Here is a 21,213-nt window from a genome sequence, read left to right as displayed (position 1 = left end):
CTCCGCTGTGAATGCCGCCCCGAGTCGGTCATAATCGATGTTAAGAGGCGAATCATCGCCGCTTTATATATCCTGCGCCGATCTTAGCATTTTAATAATCACGAGGACGACCATGACTACGCCCGCGACCCGCCGAATTGTTAGCGTGAACAAAGAAGATCACAGCCTGAGTGTCGCCACAGAAGCGATGCCCAGCCCAGCCGCAAATGAAGTCCTAATTAAAGTAACGGCGGCGGGTATAAACCGGCCCGACCTTATGCAGCGCTATGGCCTATACCCTGCACCTAGCAATGCTAGTCCGGTATTGGGCTTAGAGGTCGCCGGCGAAGTCATTGCCGTTGGCAGCGATGTCAGCCGCTGGAAAGCCGGCGACTTAGTTTGCGCACTGTGCAATGGCGGCGGCTACGCCGACTATACCGTCGCACCGGCCAGCCAGTGCCTGCCGATTCCTCAGGGTGTCACAACTCGAGACGCCGCGGCATTACCAGAAGCGATCTTTACGGTTTGGCATAATGTGTTTCAACGCGCCAATTTAAAGGCCGGTGAAAACTTTTTGGTTCACGGCGGCAGCAGTGGCATTGGCACAACCGCCATTCAACTTGCCAGCGCTATTGGCGCCCACGTTTACACCACCGCAGGTAGCGCCGAAAAATGCGTGGCCTGTGAAGAATTAGGTGCGATTAAAGCCGTAAATTATAAAACCGACGACTTTGTCCTCGCATTGGCAGACACCCCAAATCGCAAGGGCATGGATGTCATTTTAGATATGGTGGGCGGTGATTATGTGCAAAGAGACATTAACCTCGCCGCCGACGATGGGCGCATCGTATTTATTGCCTTTCAAAGCGGCTTTAGCGCCGACATTAATTTCCTGCCGGTACTAATGAAGCGGCTCACCATCACCGCGTCTACCCTGCGCGCGCAAAGCGGCGAGCAGAAGGCAAAAATGGCAGCCGAAATTGAAGAGTGCGTTTATCCGCTAATCGCAGCAGGCAAATTTTCTCCACTCATAGATAAAGTGTTTCGCTTTGAGGACATTACTGAGGCTCATGCACGTATGGAGGGTGGCGAACACATCGGAAAAATTCTGATCACCTTTTAAACAACGCAGTAGAGTGCTCAGCTAGCATTGCCTTTCTTAATCGAGAATGTACTATTAAGCGCCATAGCGCTTAGCTATTGAACTGGATAATTTATGACCTTGACTGAATTGCGATACATTCTCGCCTTAAAAGACAACGGCCACTTTGATAGAGCCGCCGAAAAGTGCTTTGTCAGTCAACCCACCCTCAGTGTCGCTATTAAAAAATTAGAAGACGAACTCGATATTCCACTGTTTGAGCGCAGCCGCGGCCAAGTACAAACCACCCCCGTTGGCGAGCAGGTTATTCAGCAGGCAAGAATTGTTCTCGAACAGCCCAATCACATTCGCGAGCTGACTAATCAAGGCTGCGACCCACTGGGCACACCCTTGGCAATAGGCGCCATTCATACCGTTGGTCCCTACTTGTATCCGCGCTGCATTCCTCTGATTCGTGAGTACGCGCCAGACATGCCGCTGTATATAGAAGAGAATTTAACCGCGGTACCGCGGGAAAAACTATGCGCCTCAAAATTAGACGCCATTATTGTTGCCCTGCCGTTTAACGAAATCGATGTGGTCACCCAGCCACTGTACGAAGAACCCTTTGTGGTGTTGTTACCCAGCGACCACCCTTTGGCCAAAAAGTCTGCCTTGCATCACGATGATCTTATTAACGAAAATGTGCTGCTATTAGGCGAAGGCCACTGCTTCCGCGACCAAGTCATGGCCGGCTTCGCGGCCAGCGCAGACTAATGACTCAAGCACTAGATCGGATTAGCGTAAATACTCTTAAAGGGGTCGGGCCACGCTTGCAGGAAAAGCTGGCGGCGCTGGGTATCACCAGCGTTCAAGATTTACTATTCCACCTGCCGCTACGCTACCAAGACCGCACCCGCATCACCCCCTTAGGTGCGCTGCAACTTAATACCGACGTGGTATTTGAAGGCACGATATTACTTTCCGACATTGTATTTGGTCGCCGTCGCAGCCTCGTTTGCCGACTGCAGGACCGTACCGGCACCACCACCCTGCGATTTTTCCATTTTAATGCTGCACAGAAAGCCCAGCTCATCCCCGGCACCAAATTGCGCTGCTATGGTGAGGCGCGCCGTGGTAGTGGCGGGCTGGAGTTTTATCACCCCGAATACACGGTTATAAGCGACGACGCTCCGATTGCGGTACAAGAGCGACTGACGCCGGTCTACCCCAGCACCGAGGGGTTCGCCCAAACTAGCTGGCGCAAACTATGTGACCAAGCACTGCAATACCTAGACCGCCACCCTATTACCGAATGGCTGCCTACCAACGTCTTAACGACCCAGATCGGCGGCAATCGATGGACGTTGGCGGAGGCGCTACGTTATTTGCACCATCCACCCAGCGACGCGTCCTTAAGCCAATTACAAGACGGACGCCATCCTAGCCAAAGGCGTCTGGCCTTCGAAGAATTACTCGCTCACAATCTTGCCTTGCAGGAATTGCGACGTGAAACCCAAAGAGCTGGGGCCCCCGCATTAAACGGCCCAAGCACAATGCAAAAGGCGTTTCTAAATCAGCTTGGCTTTACCTTAACCGGCGCCCAAAAACGAGTCGCGGCTGAAATTGCCAAAGACTTACACAGCCAAATTCCCATGCTGCGCTTAGTACAAGGGGATGTTGGCAGCGGTAAAACCGCCGTTGCCGCACTGGCGGCACTGCGGGCGGTTAGCAGTGGCTACCAAGTGGCAATTATGGCGCCAACCGAAATTCTTGCAGAGCAGCATTATCAGAATTTCAGCGCCTGGCTTGAGCCGCTGGGCTTAAATGTTGCGTGGCTAACGGGAAAACTCAAAGGTAAGGCACGCAAAGTGCAAAGTGACGCCATTGCTAATCACGGCGCCCATGTCGCCGTTGGCACCCACGCCCTATTTCAAGCCGATGTCGAATTTGCCAAGCTCGGCTTAGTTATTATTGATGAGCAGCATCGCTTTGGCGTTCATCAACGACTGGCCCTCAAACAAAAAGCAGCCGCTAATGTTGGCCAGCCCCACCAGTTAATTATGACCGCCACACCAATACCCCGCACCCTGGCCATGACCGCCTACGCCGACCTCGATACCTCCGTTATTGACGAACTACCCCCTGGCCGCACGCCGGTGAATACCGTGGTGCTCGCCAATGACCGCCGCGACGACGTGATGGAGCGCCTGCGAGCAGTGTGTGCGAGCGGCCAACAAGCGTATTGGGTGTGCACGCTAATAGAAGAATCTGACAAATTACAGGCCCAGGCAGCTGAAGCTAGCTGGGCGCTCTTAAAAGAGACTCTGCCCGAGCTAGGCGTTGGCTTGGTGCACGGGCGCATGAAGCCAAAAGAGAAGGCAGCGGTGATGGCAGAATTTAAGGCCGCCAAGCTTAATCTATTAGTCGCCACCACGGTGATTGAAGTCGGCGTAGATGTGCCCAATGCTTCGCTGATGGTAATTGAAAACGCCGAGCGCCTTGGACTGGCCCAATTACATCAGCTGCGCGGTCGAGTTGGCCGTGGCAGTCGCCAGAGCTTTTGTGTGTTGCTGTATCAGTCACCGCTGTCTCGCAATGGCAAACAGCGTCTCACGGCGCTACGCGACAGCACCGACGGCTTTGTTATTGCTGAGCAAGACTTGCAGCTACGCGGGCCAGGTGAAGTACTGGGTACGCGGCAGACCGGTCTAATGACCTTCAAAATTGCCGATTTACAGCGCGATGCCGATTTACTTGATGAGGTGCGAGCCCAAGCCCAAAGCATCATGCAGTCCCATCCCAGCCACGTAAAACCGCTAATACAGCGCTGGCTGGCAAACCGCACGGTATATGCTTCGGTTTAAGGATTACCGATAAGGGCCGATATAGACTATAAACCAGCTATGTGAATGCACATCCGACATCTGCTATGGTATCGATAGCGTAATCATAAAAATGTTAGGACAAAATAGCTAAATAATGAGCAGTGATGACGACATTCAAAAGCGGCAATTCTTTCGTTTGCCTTACCCCAGAGCCGCCCAGCTGTCGCTGCGCAGTGACGACGGCAGTTCGTATAAAATATTAGAAGTCTCTGAGAAGGGCTTGGTTTTAGAAATGTGCAGCGGCGAGCCCTTCAAAGTAGGCGACGCCGTGTGCGGGGAAATCCTCTTCCACGACAATCAATCAGAATACATTGAAGGATTAGTTTACCGGCTAGACTCACGAGGTGCAGTGGTAACCTTGAATAACAACATCAGCTTTCGTAATATTATGCGTGAGCAATCGTATATCCGCAGCAATTTCCCGCTGTTTTTTAGGCAAAAAATGGTGGGCAAGCCCACCCCTGAAAACAGCTCAGACGATCAGTAAAATTCATACTCAAGTATTAGGCGAAAGGTATAACTTGCGCTGCTTTCATCTAAACCAAACACTGTACCGACTTCCCAGCGCAAGCTATTCGCATCTTTAAGCCGCATCGAACCCACTAACACAGGGCCAACACCGCGATAGTCTTCTGCTGCATAAAACTCTAGGGCGGGCTCCAACATTGGTCGATAACGATATCGCGCGTGAAGGGAGAGCGCAGTTTCAAATTCATCACCCGTTGACTCGCTAGACTCATAAATAATACTGGCATTCATAGTACCGACTATCGAGCCCCATTCTTTTAAGGCAATAAGGGTGCCGGCAAGTTCTTCAACGTCGCTATCTCGACTGTGCTCATATTCAACAAGAGCACCCCAATCGGCCGCGTACTCACCCTGCTCAGTAATTTGCCAGCGCGCCTCTAATTCATAGCCGCTCAAGCGGTGTGCATCATCCTGACCCTGAGCGGTGAGATACACCTCGAGCGCCAGGTTATCATTAAGCGCCCCGCCGAAACCCAGGCGCTGAATAATAAACCCGTCAGGCGCTTGCAGACCGCCTTCGGCTTGACTCAGCCTATACTCCAGTTCTTTTTCCAGAAGATTCACATAGGGTTCATAAATTTTGTCGACTGCTAAACCGTCGGCATGCCCTAGCATTACCACGTTCATTGGCAACGCGAATAGCGCGGCATATTTACATATTCTAAGGCTCATTAATTGGTCGCTTCCGCGGTGGTTTGACGACGACGCCAATAGCCGTAATAAGCTAACATCAATCCGCTCATAGAAACTGCGCCAAACACATACATAATTAACTGCGCCGGTGCCGGGGTCGCTTCGTAGCCAGCAAGCGCATACAATATTTGTCCCGCAAGCCCCTCTTCAGAGAGGAATCGGGTGGTATCCCAGACCTGACCATCCGGCAGCAAATCTGCCTGAATTAACATTTTGCCAGCCTGCAATATCATCCCACTGCCAATCACTGTTAGTAAAAAACAGCTGATTAGCAGCGACCGCACCAATGAAAAACTTAACAGCCAATAATAAAACAGCGCGCAGCAGCTCATGCCAATACCAAGACCTATCACCGAACCGCTATACAGACTTAGACTTGCGTGCGGCACACTTTGGAACGCCGACAAGTAAATATAAATCTCTGAACCTTCCCTCGTCATTACGCAGGCAATAATAACAATCAGTATCATCCGAAAAGTATGGCTAAGAGGCTGTCGCTGATAGTAGTGCCTTATAAACTGCACGCAGATATATAATAGGCAGATATAAATAAATATTTGTAAACCAGCGTCGACGACCTCCTGCCCGATACCGGCAAACAAATTGGAAATAAGTCCCAGCTGACTACCGAAGCCGATAGAGCCTAATAAGCCACCTAACACTCCCCACTTAAACCACTTACGCGCTATACCAAGCTGAAAGCACAGCGACAGTAAAATGCTAATGAGTAGCGCCGCCTCAAGCACTTCCCGAATCACAATGATCACACTGGTTAATAACATTCGAAATCACCTTTTAAAAACCCATAGGTGTTACCTTTGCAACTATTCAGCAATGATTTTTCCCTGCGCGCTTTTCGGATTAAACTCACCAAAAAACAGATATTCACCCGGAGGTAAAGGCCCAATAAAAATGACCGCACGCCGACCACCCAGTATCACTTTTTCGCGATTTAGCTCGTAACTTTCGAACTCCTCTGGGGTTAGGTCTTCATTTTTCACCCATAATTTGATTTTGGTATTGGCGGGTATAACCACAACAGCCGGCTCGAATAGATGCTGTCTAATAACCAATTCAAATTCCGGTTTACCGGCTAAGGCAGGCAAACAGCTAAGCAGGCTGAAGGCCAAAAATGCCGGCGGACTTATTCTCATCATTATTCCTCGCAAGCCAATCACTTCCGCTCTCCGTATCTACCGAGTGCTAACCTTTTATCGGACTTGATCGGGGGTGTACCTACAGGAAAATCAACAATGACGGCGAGACCACTGTCATTGTCGCCGACCGTCATGGAAATACTTGCACTGTGTAGCTCCGCAATATGTTCTGCAATAGAAAGACCAAGACCACAGCCACTGACGCCGGAGTTATGACGGTCGCCACCGGCGCGATAAAAACGTTCAAAAACTCGCGTTTGAACATCCGCAGGAATACCGGGTCCGTTGTCGACAACCCTGAGATGTGTGCCATCTTTTAACACCTCAATGTCGACCTTTATAGCGCCGCCACGCTGGGTATATTTGGAGGCATTGCTGATTAGGTTTTGAATTAATATGCCCAGTGCAAAGCGATCACCATTCACCTCGCCATCAACGCCGTGTAATTCGATTGTCTGATCTTTGGCTACAAAATCCGGATATCGCTCAGCAATGATTTCTCGACTTAATGCCGCCAGAGAAAGGCGCTCAAATTTGGAGGGATAATGGTCTGGCGTCGTGCGATGCAATAACAACATTTGCTCAACTAAATGGGCCAAGCGATCAACATCGTGCTCTAAACTAAGTACAGACTCATTGTCGTCACCGTACTCATCTCGTAAATTATGCAAATGGATTTTAATAGCGCTAATTGGCGTACGCAGTTCATGGGCGGCATCGGCGGAGAATCGGCGTTCGCGTTCAAAAGAGGCATTCAGTCTTCGCAATAGGGAATTGACCGACTCTATCACCGGCATCAATTCACCGGGAGCGTGGCCGACATCGACAGCACTTAAATCATCAGCGGCTTTACGTCTTAATATCCCCGCCAACACCGCGAGACTTTTTAAACCGTGGCCAATAATCAACCAGATTAATAGGCCAGCAACCGGCAGTACCACGATCACCGGTACAATTGATTCCAGAATAACGCTCTCTGCCAGTCGGTAGCGAAGATCCAAACGCTCCGCAATCATTATGCGATGGCCATTCACAAAATTAAAATAACTTAGCGTGCGCCAGCGGTAACCATTAAAATTATTTTCACTGAAACCTTCGTTAACGGCTATATATTGCTCTGGGGCATGAACAGAATGCCAAACCAATTTCCCCTCGGCATTAAACAACTGAAAGACCATATTATTGTCGTCTGGCGCCGGCGCATTATTGCTTGTCCGCAAGGGCACTGACGACAGCTGAAGCGCCATCGACGCCAGCTTTTGATCAAATAGATTTTCTGCTTCAGCCATGCTCGAGCGATAGCCATGCAGCGCGGCAAGAAAATTAAGCAGCATCAACGCCGACAGAACACTGACCAATAAAAAACGGCGCAGTGAATTCACTCAGTGCTCCCAAGAATGAAGCCGACACCGCGAATATTTTTGATTAGTGTATGGCCTAATTTCTTCCGCAAATTATGGACATGCACATCCACCGTATTGCTTGTTACTTCATCTCCCCAGCTATACAGTTTTTCTTCTAACTGCTCCCGAGAAAAGACTTGGCCAGGGCGGTCAGCCAGCGCGCGTAAAATTGCGAATTCGCGGCGAGACAATTTTTGCACTTCGCCATCTAATCGCACTTCGTGACTCGCAATATTAATTAAGACATTGCCAATTTTAAGCTCTGGCTCACGCACAGGGGTATTGCGACGCGATAGCACGCGAATGCGCGCCAGTAATTCTTCAAAGGCAAAAGGCTTAGTGAGATAGTCGTCTGCACCTGCATCTAAACCCGAAACTTTATCGGTGAGCGCATCTCGCGCAGTTAAAATCAGTACCGGTATGCCAGTCTGCAATTTGCGCAGTTCTCGCAGTAGCACCAGTCCATCGATGTCTGGCAAACCTAAATCTAATATCAGCAAATCTAATTGGCCGGCTTCAAAATATCGCCGGCACTCATTGCCGCTGGCCGCGTGGTCAACCGCATACCCGGCACGCCGCAGGGCTTTCACTGTGCCATCAGCGAGCGACATATCATCCTCAATTAATAAAACTCGCATGAATCGACTACACCACCTTTCCTAAGTCATTTCCGTTTTTGCTGTTCGATAATTAACTCTAGCACTTCTCGACGACGTTATTAGTCTGCGTAAGCTCGGCCGATACGCCTTGGCGCAGCGTGCGCCAGCTCTAAATACGACCGTGCCTTGCCTAATTCGCGCTGATGTAACAAATACAGCGCGTAAAAATAATTACTATCAATAATAGCTGGTGCCATCGCCAAACCCTCAAGTAAGTAAACCTCGGCTTTTTTATCACTACCAAAGGCAATTTGCGCGCTCTAGCAAAACCTCGACGTCCTTCTCCTGCGACTTCTTATCTGCGGGATAACGGCTTCTGAACTGCTCACTTCGGCGTCATTACAAAAACTCGGTGAGGCTGACATTAGTAAGGGCATTGCTAGGCTATAAGCACCAGTCATTTTTTTCGTCAATGGCTATCTTATTTGATGGGCAAGCTATCACTTATGAGCGACGGTTTGGCATAGCGTAAAATAATCGCCAACTGTTTTTTCAGCGCTCCGGATACCACTGCCGGAAATAAAGCATTAAGACAGACAAAAAACCGCTCGGGCCACCCCAAATAACGATTACTGCTCTTGCGGCAAGTCAGGAGCTTAAGTGCCGCTTCTGCCACCACTTCTGGTTCATCGGCCGTGTTACCCAGTTCGGCATTCATGGCCACCACTTTGTCTGAGTTCATAGCGGTCTTAACCGCTCTTGGCGCCAAGTAGTGCAACGCCAGGGGCTTATTGGCAAATTCCCGCTGCAGTGCCTCTGTAAAACCCCGCAAGCCAAACTTGCTGGCGCAATACGCCGTAAAGCCCGCGAAGCCAATACCCCCAAAACTAGAACCGACATTGATTACCGCTGCATATTGACTACGCAGCAACAAGGGCATGAGTCCTCTGCACAGACGCATTGGCGCCAGTATATTTAACTTTAGCATCTGTTCCATTAACTCGTCGCTGGTATCCGCTAGCAAGCCAAACGATGATACCCCTGCATTATTTACCAGCACGTCGATGGCCGGACCATCAGCAATGTCCGCACACAGTTCAACAATAGCTGCCGCCGAGGCTAGGTCTGCAACCACATAGCGATGACTTCGCGATCTGGCTAAGCCATCTCTCAACTCAGCTAGGGCCTCGGCACTTCGGCCCACTAATACTAAGTTATGACCTGCCGAGGCAAAGGCGACAGCCATCGCGCGTCCAATACCACCACATGCACCAGTCAGCACAATTGTTAACGCTGTCATTCACTTTTCCCCTTGTCACTCATTATGCTCATGCAGCGTCATTAATATCGGCGTTATGCCCTAGCGCGCGGAATATATCGCCATATAGACTATAGAACATGCCGGCGCTGTGAGTAATTTGCGCCTGATCAGTCTCGTTTTCTATGCGGTTCATCAAGCCCTTGAAAAACTCAACATGCTCAACATCCAATGCGCCATGGGAGGTAAGATAAGTAAACGCGCGCTTTGGCAAACCCAAGCTGCTGCGAATAGCCTCTACGGCGCTATCGGCAATCGCGATACTGGTACCTTCAAGTACCTGTACCATGCCGAAAAAACCCAACGGATTAACGCGGTTAATCATGTCGTAAGCGTAAGACACCATGAGCTCAGTGGCTGGAGCGGGACGACTATTGCGCACCTGCTCGGCATCACCACCACAGGCGGCAATGTCGTTTAGTATCCACTCCTGATGGCCAAGCTCCTCTTCAATATATTCGGCAACGGCATTACGCAGCCACTCGTGCTGCCCGTCTAAACGGCCACCGCAGGCCATTAACAACGGTACGGTGTATTTGACGTGATGGTAGGCCTGGGTCAAAAAGGCGATGTAATCGTTCAAGCTCAAAGCGCCTGCGACACCACGCTGAATAAAATCAATGGTGTATAAAGACTCTCTAGCGGCAGTTGTGTCTGTTTGAAGTTGCTCGTAAAATCCCATTGTTTACTCCCTAAATAAGTCGATATCCGCGATGTCTGCGGCAGTGGATGAAGATATTGCTAATGTTAAATTGACGGCTTGAGGATCAATCACATCGCTGAAGCACGCGGTTACTAACTCGTCGTAGTGCGCCAAAATATCCTGACGACGCAAACGACCATTGGCGGTTAAAAAACCATCCGCGGTGGTGAGTGGCTTGGGTAAGGAGACCCAGCGACGAATCTGCGCGTAGTCCGGTAATGCGCCGTTGCAGCGACTAATTTCACGGTTAATTTGCTCGCGGCTAAGACCCGCGGCTGGATAAATAAAGGCGCCGCAATATGGCTGCGCATCGCCGATCACCATACACTGGAGAATACTAGTAAGCGCCGACAACTCACTCTCCGGCCACTCCGGCGATATATTGCGTCCGTAGCTACTTACCAGCAGATTTTTACTGCGACCACGAAGCCATAAAAAGCCATCATCATCGACTTCACCTAAATCGCCAGTTGCGACCTCGGCACGCTCCGGTGCGCGAGTATCTAGCTGCAAATAGCCTTGATAGGCATTGCCAACAACCATCACTTCGCCATCCACAATTCTGACACTACAATGCGATAATACCTTGCCGGCAGACCCCGGCTTATCTGCGCCAGGGTAGTTAACACAGACCACTGAGCCACATTCCGATAATCCGTAGCCTTCATACACCGGCAGCCCAAATAAGCGCGCCCGCGCAATCAATTCCGGCGCCACCCGCGCCCCGCCAACAGCGAGAAACTGCAGGCTAGACGGTGCCTGCCACCGACCCGCGTCGCAGCATGCGATCAAGCCTTTTAAAATTTGCGGCAGCAACACCGTGCTATCGGGCTCGGTGATGGTTAATATTGACGCCAATCCCTGAATATCTAAACCGGAGCTTCCGGCCCATCCCAGCGTTGCCAAGCTTGGTAGCATGACTTCTGCACCACGCAATAGCGCGCTATAAACACCGGCAACGTTTTCGAGGAGCGTCGCCAATGGTAAAACCGCGAGATGCCTACTAAGTGGCATCGCCTTTAATGCATCATTGAGGGCTGTCGCTGTTGCATATTGAGCCGCAACGGAAAGACACACTCCCTTGGGATTACCGGTAGAGCCGGAGGTGTAAGTAATTTTTGCGGTGTCATCAGGTAATGGCACCCGATCTATTGCCGCTGGCATGACGCGATAAGCCTTAATCGCCGATAAGCCAGAAAATGGCTGAGAGCTCTCTGAAAAACGACTCCCAAATAAAGTCTTGCCAGTTACGCCAAACCCGTTCTGATCACTGAACAGCGCGTCTACGCCACTGCTATCAACCGCGTGACTTACCTGCTGAGGCGTAAAGAAAGCCGGCAGCGGAATAAGGGGGACACCGGCACACTGGCACGCTAAATCCACAATAATCCACTCTGGGCCATTGTCTGCCACCAGGCCGACACGCTTTATACCTTGCGCCCCAAGTTCTACGGCAATGGCATCTATTGCTGCCAGCATCTCACGGTAACTTACAGAGCTGACATCGCCTTGAAGTGCGGTGAGATCACCCGACTCTGAGGCAAACTTACGCAGTACCGCAATGATCTTACTCATACAGCGCTCGCAAACCTTGGTTATCATTACCCGCTGACAGCTGCGAGTCGCAGGTGCTGAGTAACATGGCCGTCATCGGCTGCTTGGCAAAAATCCCAATTGCATTGCGAGCATTAACTGCGACCACTGCCGGCCTAGTGTCGTAATAACTGCCCCAATCCGCCAACTGCACACCCACGCGATCGCCATTGGCCTCGCAGAGGGTGTATTGCTCCACACGCAGGCGGCTCAGTAATTTTTGTACTTCTGGTGTTGCGGTAAATACCGCCCATTCGGCATCAGCGCGGCAAATCAATGAGGCGAGGGCAATAAACAACATCTGACTGCTGCCGCGCCAGGTAGACACCAAATTACCTATCTCTACCAGACTGCTGCGCTCCACCGATCTACCGAGGATATCCCCGAGTAATATCTCGGCGGGCTTCTCCATATATTGCTCGACGAATAAGGCGTGACCATGAATACCACGACGTATTCCGAGAACGCCCGCAATACCAGGGCCTGCCCGCATCAACAGTAGAAAAGGTAGGAACTCACGTAACTTGGCGCCATACCTGGCGGAGAATTTATTAGCAATATAGGTCTCAAGCTCGGCACGCTCTGGCGCGTGGCGATTCACAATACTTAATCTCGGCGACATATCCAGCGCATCATTGAGTTGCGGATTGCTATATACAGCGCCACGGAATCCCTGAGTAACCGCGTTGATCTGAGTTGAATGCATCCTTATGCCCTCACATGGAAATTTCATGCTTGCAGCGTAAAGGACGATCGTTAAGAGAAACTTAAGGAAATTAGCTTGCTGTCAATAATTTGAAAAAAATCGGGCCCATTAAATAAGCGGTTCAGACCGCTTGTGGCATCCACAAACAGGACTACAACCCGAGAATCACAGCAGATAGAATCTGGCCATCAGCGTAGGCGCCAATAAACCCAAGGTCTTTATTCGCTGAGGGGAGGGGTGAAATGAAATACACAAAGTGGCATCTTGATGCCGAAAACTGGCGAAGGCGTTTATAGCCTGGTGTCTGTTAACGATACTTCTGTTGCCCGACACTCATTCTTTATCGGTGCGCAATACCTGCAAGCCTTTCTCTATGGCTTTTAAATGATCGCGCACACCTGCCTTGCTGCGCGATATTCCCACTGCCAAAATATCTAAGACCGCCATATGCGCTAGGCGCGAGGGCAGTGGTGTGTAGTCGCCCTCGTCAGCATCTACGTCGATGTATATCGCAAGATCTGCTGCGGAGGTTACCGGCGAGCCACTGGGGGCCAGTGCGATAACTGGCGCGCCATTTTGTTTTGCCAGTGTTATGGCATCCAGCAAGGCGCGAGTGCGGCCAGATTGCGATATCACAATCACTACATCTTGCGGCGTTAATGACATCGCCGACATTGCCTGCACATGAGGGTCGGAATAAGCACTGGCAGATATTTGTAGGCGAAACAGATTGTGTTGGGCATCGGTGGCCACCGCCGCCGAGGCGCCAAAGCCATATAGTTCAACGCGGCGCGCATTACTCAGCAGCTCCACCGCCCGTTCTATAGCAATGACCTCGATGCTATCGCGCACTTTTTTCAGCGCCTCCATTGTGGAGTCGAATACTTTAAAGGTGTATTGGCGGGCCGAGTCCTCGTCACCAAAGCTAAATTCTTCGTATTCTGGGCTGTGAGCAATGTGCTGGGCCAGTGACACTTTGAAGTTTTGAAAGCCATCGCAACCCACTGCGCGGCAGAAGCGCACTACCGTTGGCTCGCTAACGTGAGCTTCTTGCGCAAGGTCGACAATGCGCATATGAATCACTTCTTTGCGGTTTGCCAGAATATAGTCCGCCACCTTGCGCTCAGATCGGCGCATTTTCTCATGACAGGATTCAATGGCGCGGATGATATTTCTGGGTCTCAAATTACTGTCCACCGACTGGCTGTTATTGGTATCTCTCATTTCATTGTAACGCAGGATGCAGATATTGGGCTTTAGCAGCAATCAAATTAGTACTCAGTTGAGATTAGCGGTGCCAGCGCGGCCTAATCCCCGTAGAATATGGCGCCATGGACGTATCTTATATTCTTGATGATCTCAATGACGCGCAGCGCGACGCAGTCACCGCCGATAGCACCGGCACACTCGTACTGGCTGGCGCCGGCAGTGGCAAAACTCGAGTATTGGTTCACCGCATAGCTTGGAAGATTAAGGTCGAAGGCCTATCTACCTACAGCATTCTAGCGGTGACCTTTACCAATAAAGCCGCTCGCGAAATGCGCGGCCGAATTGAAGCTCTAATGGGCGGCAATTTAAATCACGGCATGTGGGTGGGCACATTCCACGGCCTGGCTCATCGCCTGCTCAAAGCCCACGCCAGCGAAGCGGGACTGCCAGACAACTTCCAGATTCTGGACAGTGACGACCAATTTCGTCAGCTCAAACGTATCCATCGCGAACTAGAGCTCGATGACAGTCGCTGGCCACCGCGCCAATCCCAGTATTTTATTAACGGCCACAAAGACGAGGGCCGGCGCGCCGCCCATATTGACGATTTTGGTGGCGATCTGTATCTATCCACCATGCTTAAAGTCTATCGCCGCTACGAGGAAGTCTGTCGCCAGCAGGGCGTTATCGATTTTGCCGAGTTGCTGCTGCGAGCATTGGAGCTGTGGCGCGACAATCCCGCGATTCTCGACCACTACCAACAGCGCTTTAAACATGTACTCGTCGACGAGTTTCAAGATACCAACGCGGTGCAATACGCGTGGCTGCGTCTGCTAAGTAGCAAGGGCATGGCCATGACCGCCGTGGGTGACGACGACCAGTCTATTTACGGCTGGCGCGGTGCGCGCATCGAGAATATTCAACAGTTTTCTAAAGATATTGCCAATACCCAAATTGTGCGCCTAGAGCAGAATTACCGCTCGACAAATAACATCCTCAAGGCAGCCAATGCGCTGATCGCAAACAACAGTCAGCGTCTAGGTAAAGAGCTGTGGACCGAAGGTGAGGACGGCGACAAAATCGCGTTGTTTGCGGCCTTTAACGAGCAGGACGAAGCACGCTTTGTCACCGATCGTATTGATGAGCTACTGCGCGATGATTACCGCCGCAGTGATATTGGCGTGCTTTACCGCAGCAACGCCCAATCCCGTGTGCTGGAAGAATATTTGGTTCGCGCCGGAGTGCCTTATCGTATCTATGGCGGCCAGCGTTTCTATGACCGCTTAGAAATTAAAAATGCCCTCGCCTATTTACGTATTATTGCACTGCGCGACGACGACACCGCGATTGAGCGCGTGATCAATACGCCCACCCGCGGCATTGGCAATCGCACGGTAGAAATACTACGAGAATATGCTCGCGAACATCAACTATCGTTATGGCGCTCTGCTGTTGCAGTGATGGAAAACGGGCTACTGACTGCACGCGCGGGCAATGCTCTGCGCGGATTTTTGTCGCTAATTGAAGAGCTAGCTGCCGAGTGCCAAGACTTGCCACTAGACGAACAGGTTAGCATTGCCATAGATCGCTCAGGTCTAATCGCCTTTCACGAAAAAGAGAAAGGCGAGAAAGCTCAGGCGCGAGTAGAAAACCTACAGGAACTTATTACTGCCGCCCGCGGCTACAGCGCCGATGACGGCGAGACCGAACCTCTGCGTGCTTTCCTTGATCAAGCGGCATTAGATGCGGGAGATCAACAAGCCGACGAACACGAAGACAGCGTGCAATTAATGACCCTGCATTCGGCCAAGGGCCTTGAGTTCCCTGCGGTATTTATTGTCGGCGTAGAGGAGAATCTCTTCCCTCATAAAATGTCTATGGACGACCCTGAACGACTGGAAGAGGAGCGGCGCCTAGCCTACGTTGGCATAACCCGCGCCGAGCGCAAATTGTACTTAAGCTACGCAGAGTCACGCCGCCTACACGGTCAAGAAAGCTTTAATAGCCTGTCGCGTTTTGTACGCGAAATCCCCAACGAGCTCATTGATGAAGTACGCATTAATAATACCGTTACCCGACCCAGCAGCTATGCGCAAAGTACAACCAGCTCACAGCAAGCCGCCGCGACCTCCATCGGCTTCGGTTTAGGACAGCGGGTATTACACAGTATTTTTGGTGCCGGCGTAGTTATTAGTTTTGAAGGTCAAGGTGCCAGCGCAAGGGTACAGGTTAATTTTGAGGACGAAGGCAGTAAGTGGTTAGTGCTGCAATACGCCAATTTACAGGCTTTGTAAGACAGGAAAAATAATAATGGATCAGGCAACTAAAGCCAATTATTTACCCCTTGTTATCTTGGCGCTGATCGCCGCATTGGTCGCCATGAGCTGGCTATATGTGGGTGAGCGAAGCAAAGATCACAGCGTCCAACAACAGGAACGCAGCGCAGCTGGCCAGAAAGTTTTTCATTGGAAATTAGTCACCACCTGGCCAAAGGGATTTCCCGGACTCGGCACCGCGCCTGAAAAATTTGCGGCGATGGTCAATAAAATGAGCCGCGGTCGCCTGCAAATTAAAGTCTATGGCGCCGGCGAGCTCGTCCCCGCTCTGGGTGTTTTTGATGCGGTGTCTACTGGGGGTGCCGAAGCGGGCCACGGCGCCGCGTATTACTGGAAAGGCAAATTACCCTCATCAATCTTTTTTACCGCCGTCCCTTTTGGCATGACGGCGCAGGAAATGAACGGCTGGCTATACCACGGCGGCGGCTTGGAGTTATGGCGTGAAGCCTATGCGCCATTCAATTTAATACCCATGGCCGGCGGCAATACCGGTGTCCAAATGGCGGGCTGGTTTAACAAGGAAATTAATTCAATAGCTGACGTAAAAGGCCTGAAGATGCGGATACCGGGTTCCGGTGGCGAAGTCTGGAATCGCCTTGGTGGCACCTCGGTTACACTGCCCGGTGGCGAGCTTTATACGTCATTGCAAACCGGTGTCATCGATGCCACAGAATGGGTTGCGCCCTATAACGACCTCGCTTTTGGCTTTCATGAAGTCGCAAAATATTATTACTATCCTGGCTGGCATGAACCCGGTTCTACCCTGGAACTCATTATTAATAAACAGGCATTTGAGGCACTGCCAGAAGACTTGAAAGCCATGGTGGAAACCGCAGCACGCTATGCCAATGCGGACATGTTAGATGAATACACTGCACGCAATAATACCGCGTTACACCAACTGGTCGATGTTCATGATGTGCAGCTACGCAAACTACCCGACGATGTTATTCGCGGGCTTCACAAAGCATCTGACGAGTATTTAGAAGAGCTGGGGAATAGCGACCCCATGACCCACAAAGTGTATACCAGCTGGAAGAGCTTTATGGAGGCCGCCAAGGAATACCATCATATTTCTGAGCAGGCCTACATCAATGCGCGGGATTTATAAACAAGCATAAAGTAGCTTAAGCGATTTTTAAATAATCCTTGCTCACCTGCCACAAACGCTCGGCGCTGTCGTCATCCTTTGCTCAGGCCTTGACGGACTTCACTTTGCTATCAGAAAAGTATTCGCCGCTAACAGTATCTAAGCTTGGCGAGGTGGCAACATAAATGGAGGTTGCCGCGCTCTGCACTATGCGCTCGCGCAATAACTCGGTAAGCAAAACATAGGCTAAATGATTAACTGCAAAGGTTTCTTCAATACCATCACTACTGAGCTTGCGATGAGTATTCACCACCCCCGCATTGTTCATCAATAAATGTAGTGGCTTGCCGGTATCTAAGAATTGCTGGGCAACTCAGCGAATCTCCGCCAGACAGCCTAAATCAGCAAGTAAAAGAATTACGAGGCAGTCGGGATATTGGCTGCCAAGTTCAGACCATTGGGCTTCGCCCTTTTGAGCGTTGCGGCACACCACAAATAATTGTGCACCGTGCACAGCCTACGCAAGGACGTCTGATAAGCCAATTCCGCTGGTTGCGCCAGTGCTTAAAAACAGATTTTATTGAACACCGACATTATTATTGTCGCTTATTACCGCGAGTTCGCGGCCTGCTTCTTTTTAAATTGCTTTTATACCGTCTTTTTGCGGTAGGTAATAACTCAGTCGACGATGCGAGTGCGACCGTTACCATCAATCGCAACAAAGACAAACTCACCTTCGGTTACTTTAGCTGGCTCGTCTTGATGCAAACTGGTAATCCATACTTCAACAAGAACTCGAATGGAACTACGGCCAACGTCAACAATTTCGGTATAGCAGGTAACAACGGCACCAACCCGCACCGGTGTCATAAACGACATTGCATCTACGGCAACGGTTGCAACTCGACCGCCGGCGCGACGCGATGCAGTAATACTGCCGGCAAGGTCCATTTGCGACATTAACCAGCCACCAAAAATATCGCCACTAGGATTAGTATCCGCCGGCATGGCCACTGTTTGTAGGGCCAATTTACCTGTGGGTTTGGGCGTGTCGTCAATGTCACGCATAATAAGTAATCTCTTCAAAGAATTATTAAATCACGCATAGTTAACGTGTGCTTAGGTGTATTGTCAATATTTCAGCATCATCACTGGCCGCGAACAAAAGCCGGCAACCACGTTGCCAATGAAGGAAAAAACGCCAGTAAAGTTAACATAAGTAACTGTAGTGCGATATAAGGTGTTACCCCCCTATAGATATCTGCGGTAGTGACCGATGGCGGTGCCACGCCGCGCAAATAAAACAACGCAAAACCGAATGGCGGCGTCAAAAACGACGTTTGTAAATTCAGGGCAATCATAATCCCCAACCAGATAGGATCTACACCCATAGCCAGGAGGATTGGCCCAACAATGGGTACCACTACAAAGGTAATTTCAATAAAATCGAGAATAAAGCCCAGAAAAAATATCACTAGCATCACGATGAACGTGGCAGTAATCACCCCGCCAGGAAGCTGCGCAAAGAAATGTTCGATTAGAACGTCGCCGCCAAAACCACGGAATACTAAGGAGAACACCGCAGCGCCAATTAAAATCATAAAGACCATACAGGTCACTTTCAGGGTTTCTCGTGCAACCTCGCCCATAAGCGTCAAGTTCAACTTGCCTTTTGCAGCAGCCATCAAAGTGGCGCCTAGCGCGCCCACCCCCGCGGCCTCTGTTGGCGTGGCGGCGCCGACCAAAATAGAACCGAGCACAGTAATAATTAAAACAATCGGGGGAACAAGACCTTTGAGTAAGGCGATTAATGGCGGTGACTCAAGATCTGTGGCTGCCGGCGCTCGCTCTGGCTGACGCATGGCGACAAAGCCCATATACAACAAATAGAGCACTACTAATATTAAACCTGGCACCAGCGCGCCAATAAATAAATCACCTACCGACAGCGTTTTAGGACTAAACACTCCTAGGTCAAGCTGCGCCTGCTGATACGCACTAGACAAGGTGTCACCCAGTAGAACGAGGGCAATAGACGGTGGAATAATTTGCCCCAAGGTACCTGTCGCACAAATCGTGCCGGTCGCTAAGCTCGGGTCATAACCACGCTTCAACATAGTGGGCAGTGACATTAAGCCCATGGTGACAACAGTTGCCCCGACAATTCCGGTACTGGCAGCCAGCAACATTCCAACCAGAATTACCGAGAATCCTAGACCACCACGACGGCGACCAAATAAGGCCGCCATATTGCTAAGTAACTCTTCTGCAAGACGGCTCTTTTCCAGCAATACCCCCATTAAGACGAAGAGCGGAACGGCGATCAGGGTTACGTTAGTAATGGTGCCGTATAGTCGCGCCGACAGGGCCTCCAGAAATGACGCATCAAAATGACCAATACTAATGCCAATGCCGGCAAAAAGCATGGCGGTGCCAGCCAGACTGAATGCCACCGGATAGCCAAGCATGATAATCAAGCAGATGACGACAAACATAAGCAGAGGTAAAAGCTCAATCAGCATGGGCGTCGAGCTCCGGACTGATCAAGATCATGGCATTGCGCAGCAATTCGGCGATACCTTGTAGACCAAGATTAATTGCCATCAGTGGCAATAATGATTTTAAGAGATACACGAGGGGCAGACCACCGGGCTCCACTGATGTTTCTCGTATCGCCCAAGCATTATAGGCAAAATCCCAACTGGTAATTAAGATTAAGCCACAGAGCGGCAGCAAAAAAACGATACTGCCGATGCTGTCGACCCAGGCCTTGGTACGCACCGAGAAACGGTGATAAAAAATATCCACCCGCACATGACCGCCGTGCTTTAAAGTATAGGCCGCGCCGAGCATAAAGACGGTGCCATGGAAGTACGTGACCGACTCTTGCAAGGCCGTCATTCCCTGACCAAAACCATAACGCATAATCACCACGGTAGCAGTGCCGAGCATCATTAAGGGAATTAACCACGCGAGTAGGCGTCCAAGTCGCTCCGTCACGCCATCTATTAAACAAACACACTGCTTCACTATTTTTATATCCCTAACATCAGCTATCTTCTATGGACTCAGATGCCAAGGGGACACCACGCGTTCTATTATTATTCTGCTCGATCTTACCGCTACATTAAACGCCAGTGGCGCAGCGGCAGACCTTATAGTTTGCTATATACCATGGGCAAAGAAACGCTCGCTCTAAGTTACCGCAACGATCAACATATTCGCGTAGATCGCAGCCAGCTTGGCTATTCGATTATCAATGGCGACCAAGCCATTGCCGTTCTGCAGCAAGGTGACGCTCGAATCGTCATGAGCGTGGACAAAATAGGCGACATCATCAAAGGCTCGCAATCAGGGTAATCCACATATATACCTGATTATACCGCGGCTAGCCCAAAACCCGCCGATCAATTCAGTGATATCGCCGATATAAGTGACGGCAGTGCGCTCTATTACTTGCGCGCCATTTTAACGGGCACCCTTTGTCAAAACCAATATAATATTTGAAGGGTCGCCCCGCCCGTGAAGCGGCAAATAAACGTGCACAGTCAGCCGTCGATATTCAAGGTGCTCGTAACAGTCTTTGACTTCTTTGCGACTTATTTCTTCGACCTCGACGCCAAAGGCACACGCCATCGCTGCTTGGCGGAAAATCTCTTCTTTGCGTTCCGTCGTCAGGGCAGCAGCGGTCGACCCATCCCGCTTGAACCCAGTGGCAACGCCTGTTTCTGCTTTTAAAATGCCGTACAATTCTTGGGGATATTTTGCAAATTTAGTCATATTGGTTGTCGCACGTAGCTGCCCAATCAAACCTACCGCATGCCATATGATACCGGGCGTCCGTTGTTTACGTTCCAGCAGCACAACATTTTTCCAAGCTAGTTTAGCTAAGTGATGCGCAACTGAGCAGCCGATACCACCGCCAATAAT

At 50.6% G+C, this 21,213-nt stretch carries 23 protein-coding genes; 7 read left to right on the top strand and 16 right to left on the bottom strand.

All coding sequences use genetic code 11. The features are described from left to right. Window positions 1–112 precede the first annotated feature (112 nt). The 4 genes from ACI955_RS02370 (at window position 113) to ACI955_RS02355 (ending at window position 4,435) form a co-directional block, all read left to right on the top strand. Entirely contained in the window at window positions 113–1,102 is a 990-nt protein-coding gene (locus ACI955_RS02370; RefSeq protein ID WP_415242131.1) for an NAD(P)H-quinone oxidoreductase, read from the top strand. Between the two features lie 93 nt (window positions 1,103–1,195). Continuing rightward, window positions 1,196–1,837 (top strand): LysR substrate-binding domain-containing protein, encoded by a 642-nt coding sequence (locus ACI955_RS02365; protein WP_415242130.1) that lies wholly within the window; start codon window positions 1,196–1,198, stop codon window positions 1,835–1,837. Continuing rightward, entirely contained in the window at window positions 1,837–3,927 is a 2,091-nt protein-coding gene (gene recG / locus ACI955_RS02360; protein WP_415242129.1) for an ATP-dependent DNA helicase RecG, read from the top strand. Before ACI955_RS02365 ends, recG begins: the two co-directional genes overlap by 1 nt. Before the next feature lie 115 nt (window positions 3,928–4,042). After that, entirely contained in the window at window positions 4,043–4,435 is a 393-nt protein-coding gene (locus ACI955_RS02355; protein ID WP_415242128.1) for a hypothetical protein, read from the top strand. On the opposite strand, the gene ACI955_RS02350 is transcribed toward ACI955_RS02355, so the two are convergent. The 11 genes from ACI955_RS02350 to ACI955_RS02300 all read right to left on the bottom strand — a co-directional run bounded on the left by ACI955_RS02350 (window position 4,429) and on the right by ACI955_RS02300 (window position 13,833). Continuing rightward, window positions 4,429–5,148 (bottom strand): hypothetical protein, encoded by a 720-nt coding sequence (locus ACI955_RS02350; RefSeq protein ID WP_415242127.1) that lies wholly within the window; start codon window positions 5,146–5,148, stop codon window positions 4,429–4,431. The genes ACI955_RS02355 and ACI955_RS02350 overlap by 7 nt on opposite strands. Further along, complete coding sequence (locus ACI955_RS02345; protein WP_415242126.1) at window positions 5,148–5,951, bottom strand: FTR1 family protein; 804 nt, start codon at window positions 5,949–5,951, stop codon at window positions 5,148–5,150. The genes ACI955_RS02350 and ACI955_RS02345 overlap by 1 nt, the downstream gene beginning before the upstream one ends. A 42-nt stretch (window positions 5,952–5,993) precedes the next feature. Continuing rightward, a complete protein-coding gene (locus ACI955_RS02340; protein WP_415242125.1) occupies window positions 5,994–6,326 on the bottom strand; it encodes a cupredoxin domain-containing protein in 333 nt (110 codons plus the stop codon). Window positions 6,327–6,343: 17 nt separating this feature from the next. After that, window positions 6,344–7,708, bottom strand: coding sequence for a sensor histidine kinase (locus ACI955_RS02335; protein WP_415242124.1), 1,365 nt, complete (start codon window positions 7,706–7,708; stop codon window positions 6,344–6,346). After that, complete coding sequence (locus ACI955_RS02330; protein WP_415242123.1) at window positions 7,705–8,367, bottom strand: response regulator; 663 nt, start codon at window positions 8,365–8,367, stop codon at window positions 7,705–7,707. The genes ACI955_RS02335 and ACI955_RS02330 overlap by 4 nt, the downstream gene beginning before the upstream one ends. An 80-nt stretch (window positions 8,368–8,447) precedes the next feature. Continuing rightward, window positions 8,448–8,585, bottom strand: a complete 138-nt coding sequence (locus ACI955_RS02325) for a hypothetical protein (protein WP_415242122.1) — start codon at window positions 8,583–8,585, stop codon at window positions 8,448–8,450. 224 nt (window positions 8,586–8,809) lie between these two features. After that, window positions 8,810–9,628 carry an SDR family oxidoreductase gene (locus ACI955_RS02320; protein WP_415242121.1) on the bottom strand — a complete coding sequence of 273 codons (819 nt, stop codon included), beginning with the start codon at window positions 9,626–9,628 and terminating at the stop codon, window positions 8,810–8,812. Window positions 9,629–9,656: 28 nt separating this feature from the next. After that, window positions 9,657–10,328, bottom strand: coding sequence for a TenA family transcriptional regulator (locus ACI955_RS02315; RefSeq protein ID WP_415242120.1), 672 nt, complete (start codon window positions 10,326–10,328; stop codon window positions 9,657–9,659). A gap of 3 nt (window positions 10,329–10,331) precedes the next feature. Beyond that, window positions 10,332–11,924 carry an AMP-binding protein gene (locus ACI955_RS02310; RefSeq protein WP_415242119.1) on the bottom strand — a complete coding sequence of 531 codons (1,593 nt, stop codon included), beginning with the start codon at window positions 11,922–11,924 and terminating at the stop codon, window positions 10,332–10,334. Further along, window positions 11,917–12,648, bottom strand: a complete 732-nt coding sequence (locus tag ACI955_RS02305; RefSeq protein ID WP_415242118.1) for a thermostable hemolysin — start codon at window positions 12,646–12,648, stop codon at window positions 11,917–11,919. Before ACI955_RS02305 ends, ACI955_RS02310 begins: the two co-directional genes overlap by 8 nt. 333 nt (window positions 12,649–12,981) lie before the next feature. Next, window positions 12,982–13,833 carry an SIS domain-containing protein gene (locus ACI955_RS02300; RefSeq protein WP_415242117.1) on the bottom strand — a complete coding sequence of 284 codons (852 nt, stop codon included), beginning with the start codon at window positions 13,831–13,833 and terminating at the stop codon, window positions 12,982–12,984. Between the two features lie 146 nt (window positions 13,834–13,979). Here ACI955_RS02300 and uvrD point away from each other — a divergent pair, with 146 nt between their 5' ends. After that, complete coding sequence (gene uvrD, locus ACI955_RS02295) at window positions 13,980–16,151, top strand: DNA helicase II (protein WP_415242116.1); 2,172 nt, start codon at window positions 13,980–13,982, stop codon at window positions 16,149–16,151. A gap of 16 nt (window positions 16,152–16,167) precedes the next feature. After that, entirely contained in the window at window positions 16,168–17,304 is a 1,137-nt protein-coding gene (locus tag ACI955_RS02290; RefSeq protein WP_415242115.1) for a TRAP transporter substrate-binding protein, read from the top strand. Between the two features lie 82 nt (window positions 17,305–17,386). Here ACI955_RS02290 and ACI955_RS02285 read toward each other — a convergent pair whose 3' ends face one another. From ACI955_RS02285 to ACI955_RS02270, 4 genes are all read right to left on the bottom strand, one after another. Beyond that, window positions 17,387–17,593 carry a hypothetical protein gene (locus ACI955_RS02285; RefSeq protein ID WP_415242114.1) on the bottom strand — a complete coding sequence of 69 codons (207 nt, stop codon included), beginning with the start codon at window positions 17,591–17,593 and terminating at the stop codon, window positions 17,387–17,389. A gap of 368 nt (window positions 17,594–17,961) precedes the next feature. Next, window positions 17,962–18,351, bottom strand: coding sequence for an acyl-CoA thioesterase (locus tag ACI955_RS02280; protein ID WP_415242113.1), 390 nt, complete (start codon window positions 18,349–18,351; stop codon window positions 17,962–17,964). 80 nt (window positions 18,352–18,431) lie between these two features. Beyond that, window positions 18,432–19,805, bottom strand: a complete 1,374-nt coding sequence (locus ACI955_RS02275; RefSeq protein ID WP_415242112.1) for a TRAP transporter large permease — start codon at window positions 19,803–19,805, stop codon at window positions 18,432–18,434. Beyond that, a complete protein-coding gene (locus tag ACI955_RS02270; protein WP_415242111.1) occupies window positions 19,795–20,313 on the bottom strand; it encodes a TRAP transporter small permease subunit in 519 nt (172 codons plus the stop codon). The genes ACI955_RS02275 and ACI955_RS02270 overlap by 11 nt, the downstream gene beginning before the upstream one ends. A 144-nt stretch (window positions 20,314–20,457) precedes the next feature. On the opposite strand from ACI955_RS02270, the gene ACI955_RS02265 reads away from it, so the two are divergent. Then, entirely contained in the window at window positions 20,458–20,643 is a 186-nt protein-coding gene (locus ACI955_RS02265; protein WP_415242110.1) for a hypothetical protein, read from the top strand. Window positions 20,644–20,751: 108 nt separating this feature from the next. Here the strand turns inward: ACI955_RS02265 and ACI955_RS02260 are convergent, their stop codons facing one another. Beyond that, a complete protein-coding gene (locus ACI955_RS02260; protein ID WP_415242232.1) occupies window positions 20,752–21,210 on the bottom strand; it encodes an NAD(P)/FAD-dependent oxidoreductase in 459 nt (152 codons plus the stop codon). Between the last annotated feature and the right edge of the window lie 3 nt (window positions 21,211–21,213).

This window comes from Zhongshania sp. (assembly GCF_047636175.1).
Classification (GTDB): domain Bacteria; phylum Pseudomonadota; class Gammaproteobacteria; order Pseudomonadales; family Spongiibacteraceae; genus Spongiibacter.
Note: the sequence above shows the minus strand (reverse complement) of the source record. Positions and strands in the feature narration are given on the sequence as shown.

Excerpts from the sequence above, each read along its gene's own strand:
- ACI955_RS02370 (WP_415242131.1), top strand. The coding sequence starts at position 113 with ATGACTACGCCCGCGACCCGCCGAATTGTTAGCGTGAACAAAGAAGAT.
- ACI955_RS02365 (WP_415242130.1), top strand. The coding sequence starts at position 1,196 with ATGACCTTGACTGAATTGCGATACATTCTCGCCTTAAAAGACAACGGC.
- recG (WP_415242129.1), top strand. The coding sequence starts at position 1,837 with ATGACTCAAGCACTAGATCGGATTAGCGTAAATACTCTTAAAGGGGTC.
- ACI955_RS02355 (WP_415242128.1), top strand. The coding sequence starts at position 4,043 with ATGAGCAGTGATGACGACATTCAAAAGCGGCAATTCTTTCGTTTGCCT.
- ACI955_RS02350 (WP_415242127.1), bottom strand. The coding sequence starts at position 5,148 with ATGAGCCTTAGAATATGTAAATATGCCGCGCTATTCGCGTTGCCAATG.
- ACI955_RS02345 (WP_415242126.1), bottom strand. The coding sequence starts at position 5,951 with ATGTTATTAACCAGTGTGATCATTGTGATTCGGGAAGTGCTTGAGGCG.
- ACI955_RS02340 (WP_415242125.1), bottom strand. The coding sequence starts at position 6,326 with ATGATGAGAATAAGTCCGCCGGCATTTTTGGCCTTCAGCCTGCTTAGC.
- ACI955_RS02330 (WP_415242123.1), bottom strand. The coding sequence starts at position 8,367 with ATGCGAGTTTTATTAATTGAGGATGATATGTCGCTCGCTGATGGCACA.
- ACI955_RS02325 (WP_415242122.1), bottom strand. The coding sequence starts at position 8,585 with ATGGCACCAGCTATTATTGATAGTAATTATTTTTACGCGCTGTATTTG.
- ACI955_RS02320 (WP_415242121.1), bottom strand. The coding sequence starts at position 9,628 with ATGACAGCGTTAACAATTGTGCTGACTGGTGCATGTGGTGGTATTGGA.
- ACI955_RS02315 (WP_415242120.1), bottom strand. The coding sequence starts at position 10,328 with ATGGGATTTTACGAGCAACTTCAAACAGACACAACTGCCGCTAGAGAG.
- ACI955_RS02310 (WP_415242119.1), bottom strand. The coding sequence starts at position 11,924 with ATGAGTAAGATCATTGCGGTACTGCGTAAGTTTGCCTCAGAGTCGGGT.
- ACI955_RS02305 (WP_415242118.1), bottom strand. The coding sequence starts at position 12,648 with ATGCATTCAACTCAGATCAACGCGGTTACTCAGGGATTCCGTGGCGCT.
- uvrD (WP_415242116.1), top strand. The coding sequence starts at position 13,980 with ATGGACGTATCTTATATTCTTGATGATCTCAATGACGCGCAGCGCGAC.
- ACI955_RS02290 (WP_415242115.1), top strand. The coding sequence starts at position 16,168 with ATGGATCAGGCAACTAAAGCCAATTATTTACCCCTTGTTATCTTGGCG.
- ACI955_RS02280 (WP_415242113.1), bottom strand. The coding sequence starts at position 18,351 with ATGCGTGACATTGACGACACGCCCAAACCCACAGGTAAATTGGCCCTA.
- ACI955_RS02275 (WP_415242112.1), bottom strand. The coding sequence starts at position 19,805 with ATGCTGATTGAGCTTTTACCTCTGCTTATGTTTGTCGTCATCTGCTTG.
- ACI955_RS02265 (WP_415242110.1), top strand. The coding sequence starts at position 20,458 with ATGGGCAAAGAAACGCTCGCTCTAAGTTACCGCAACGATCAACATATT.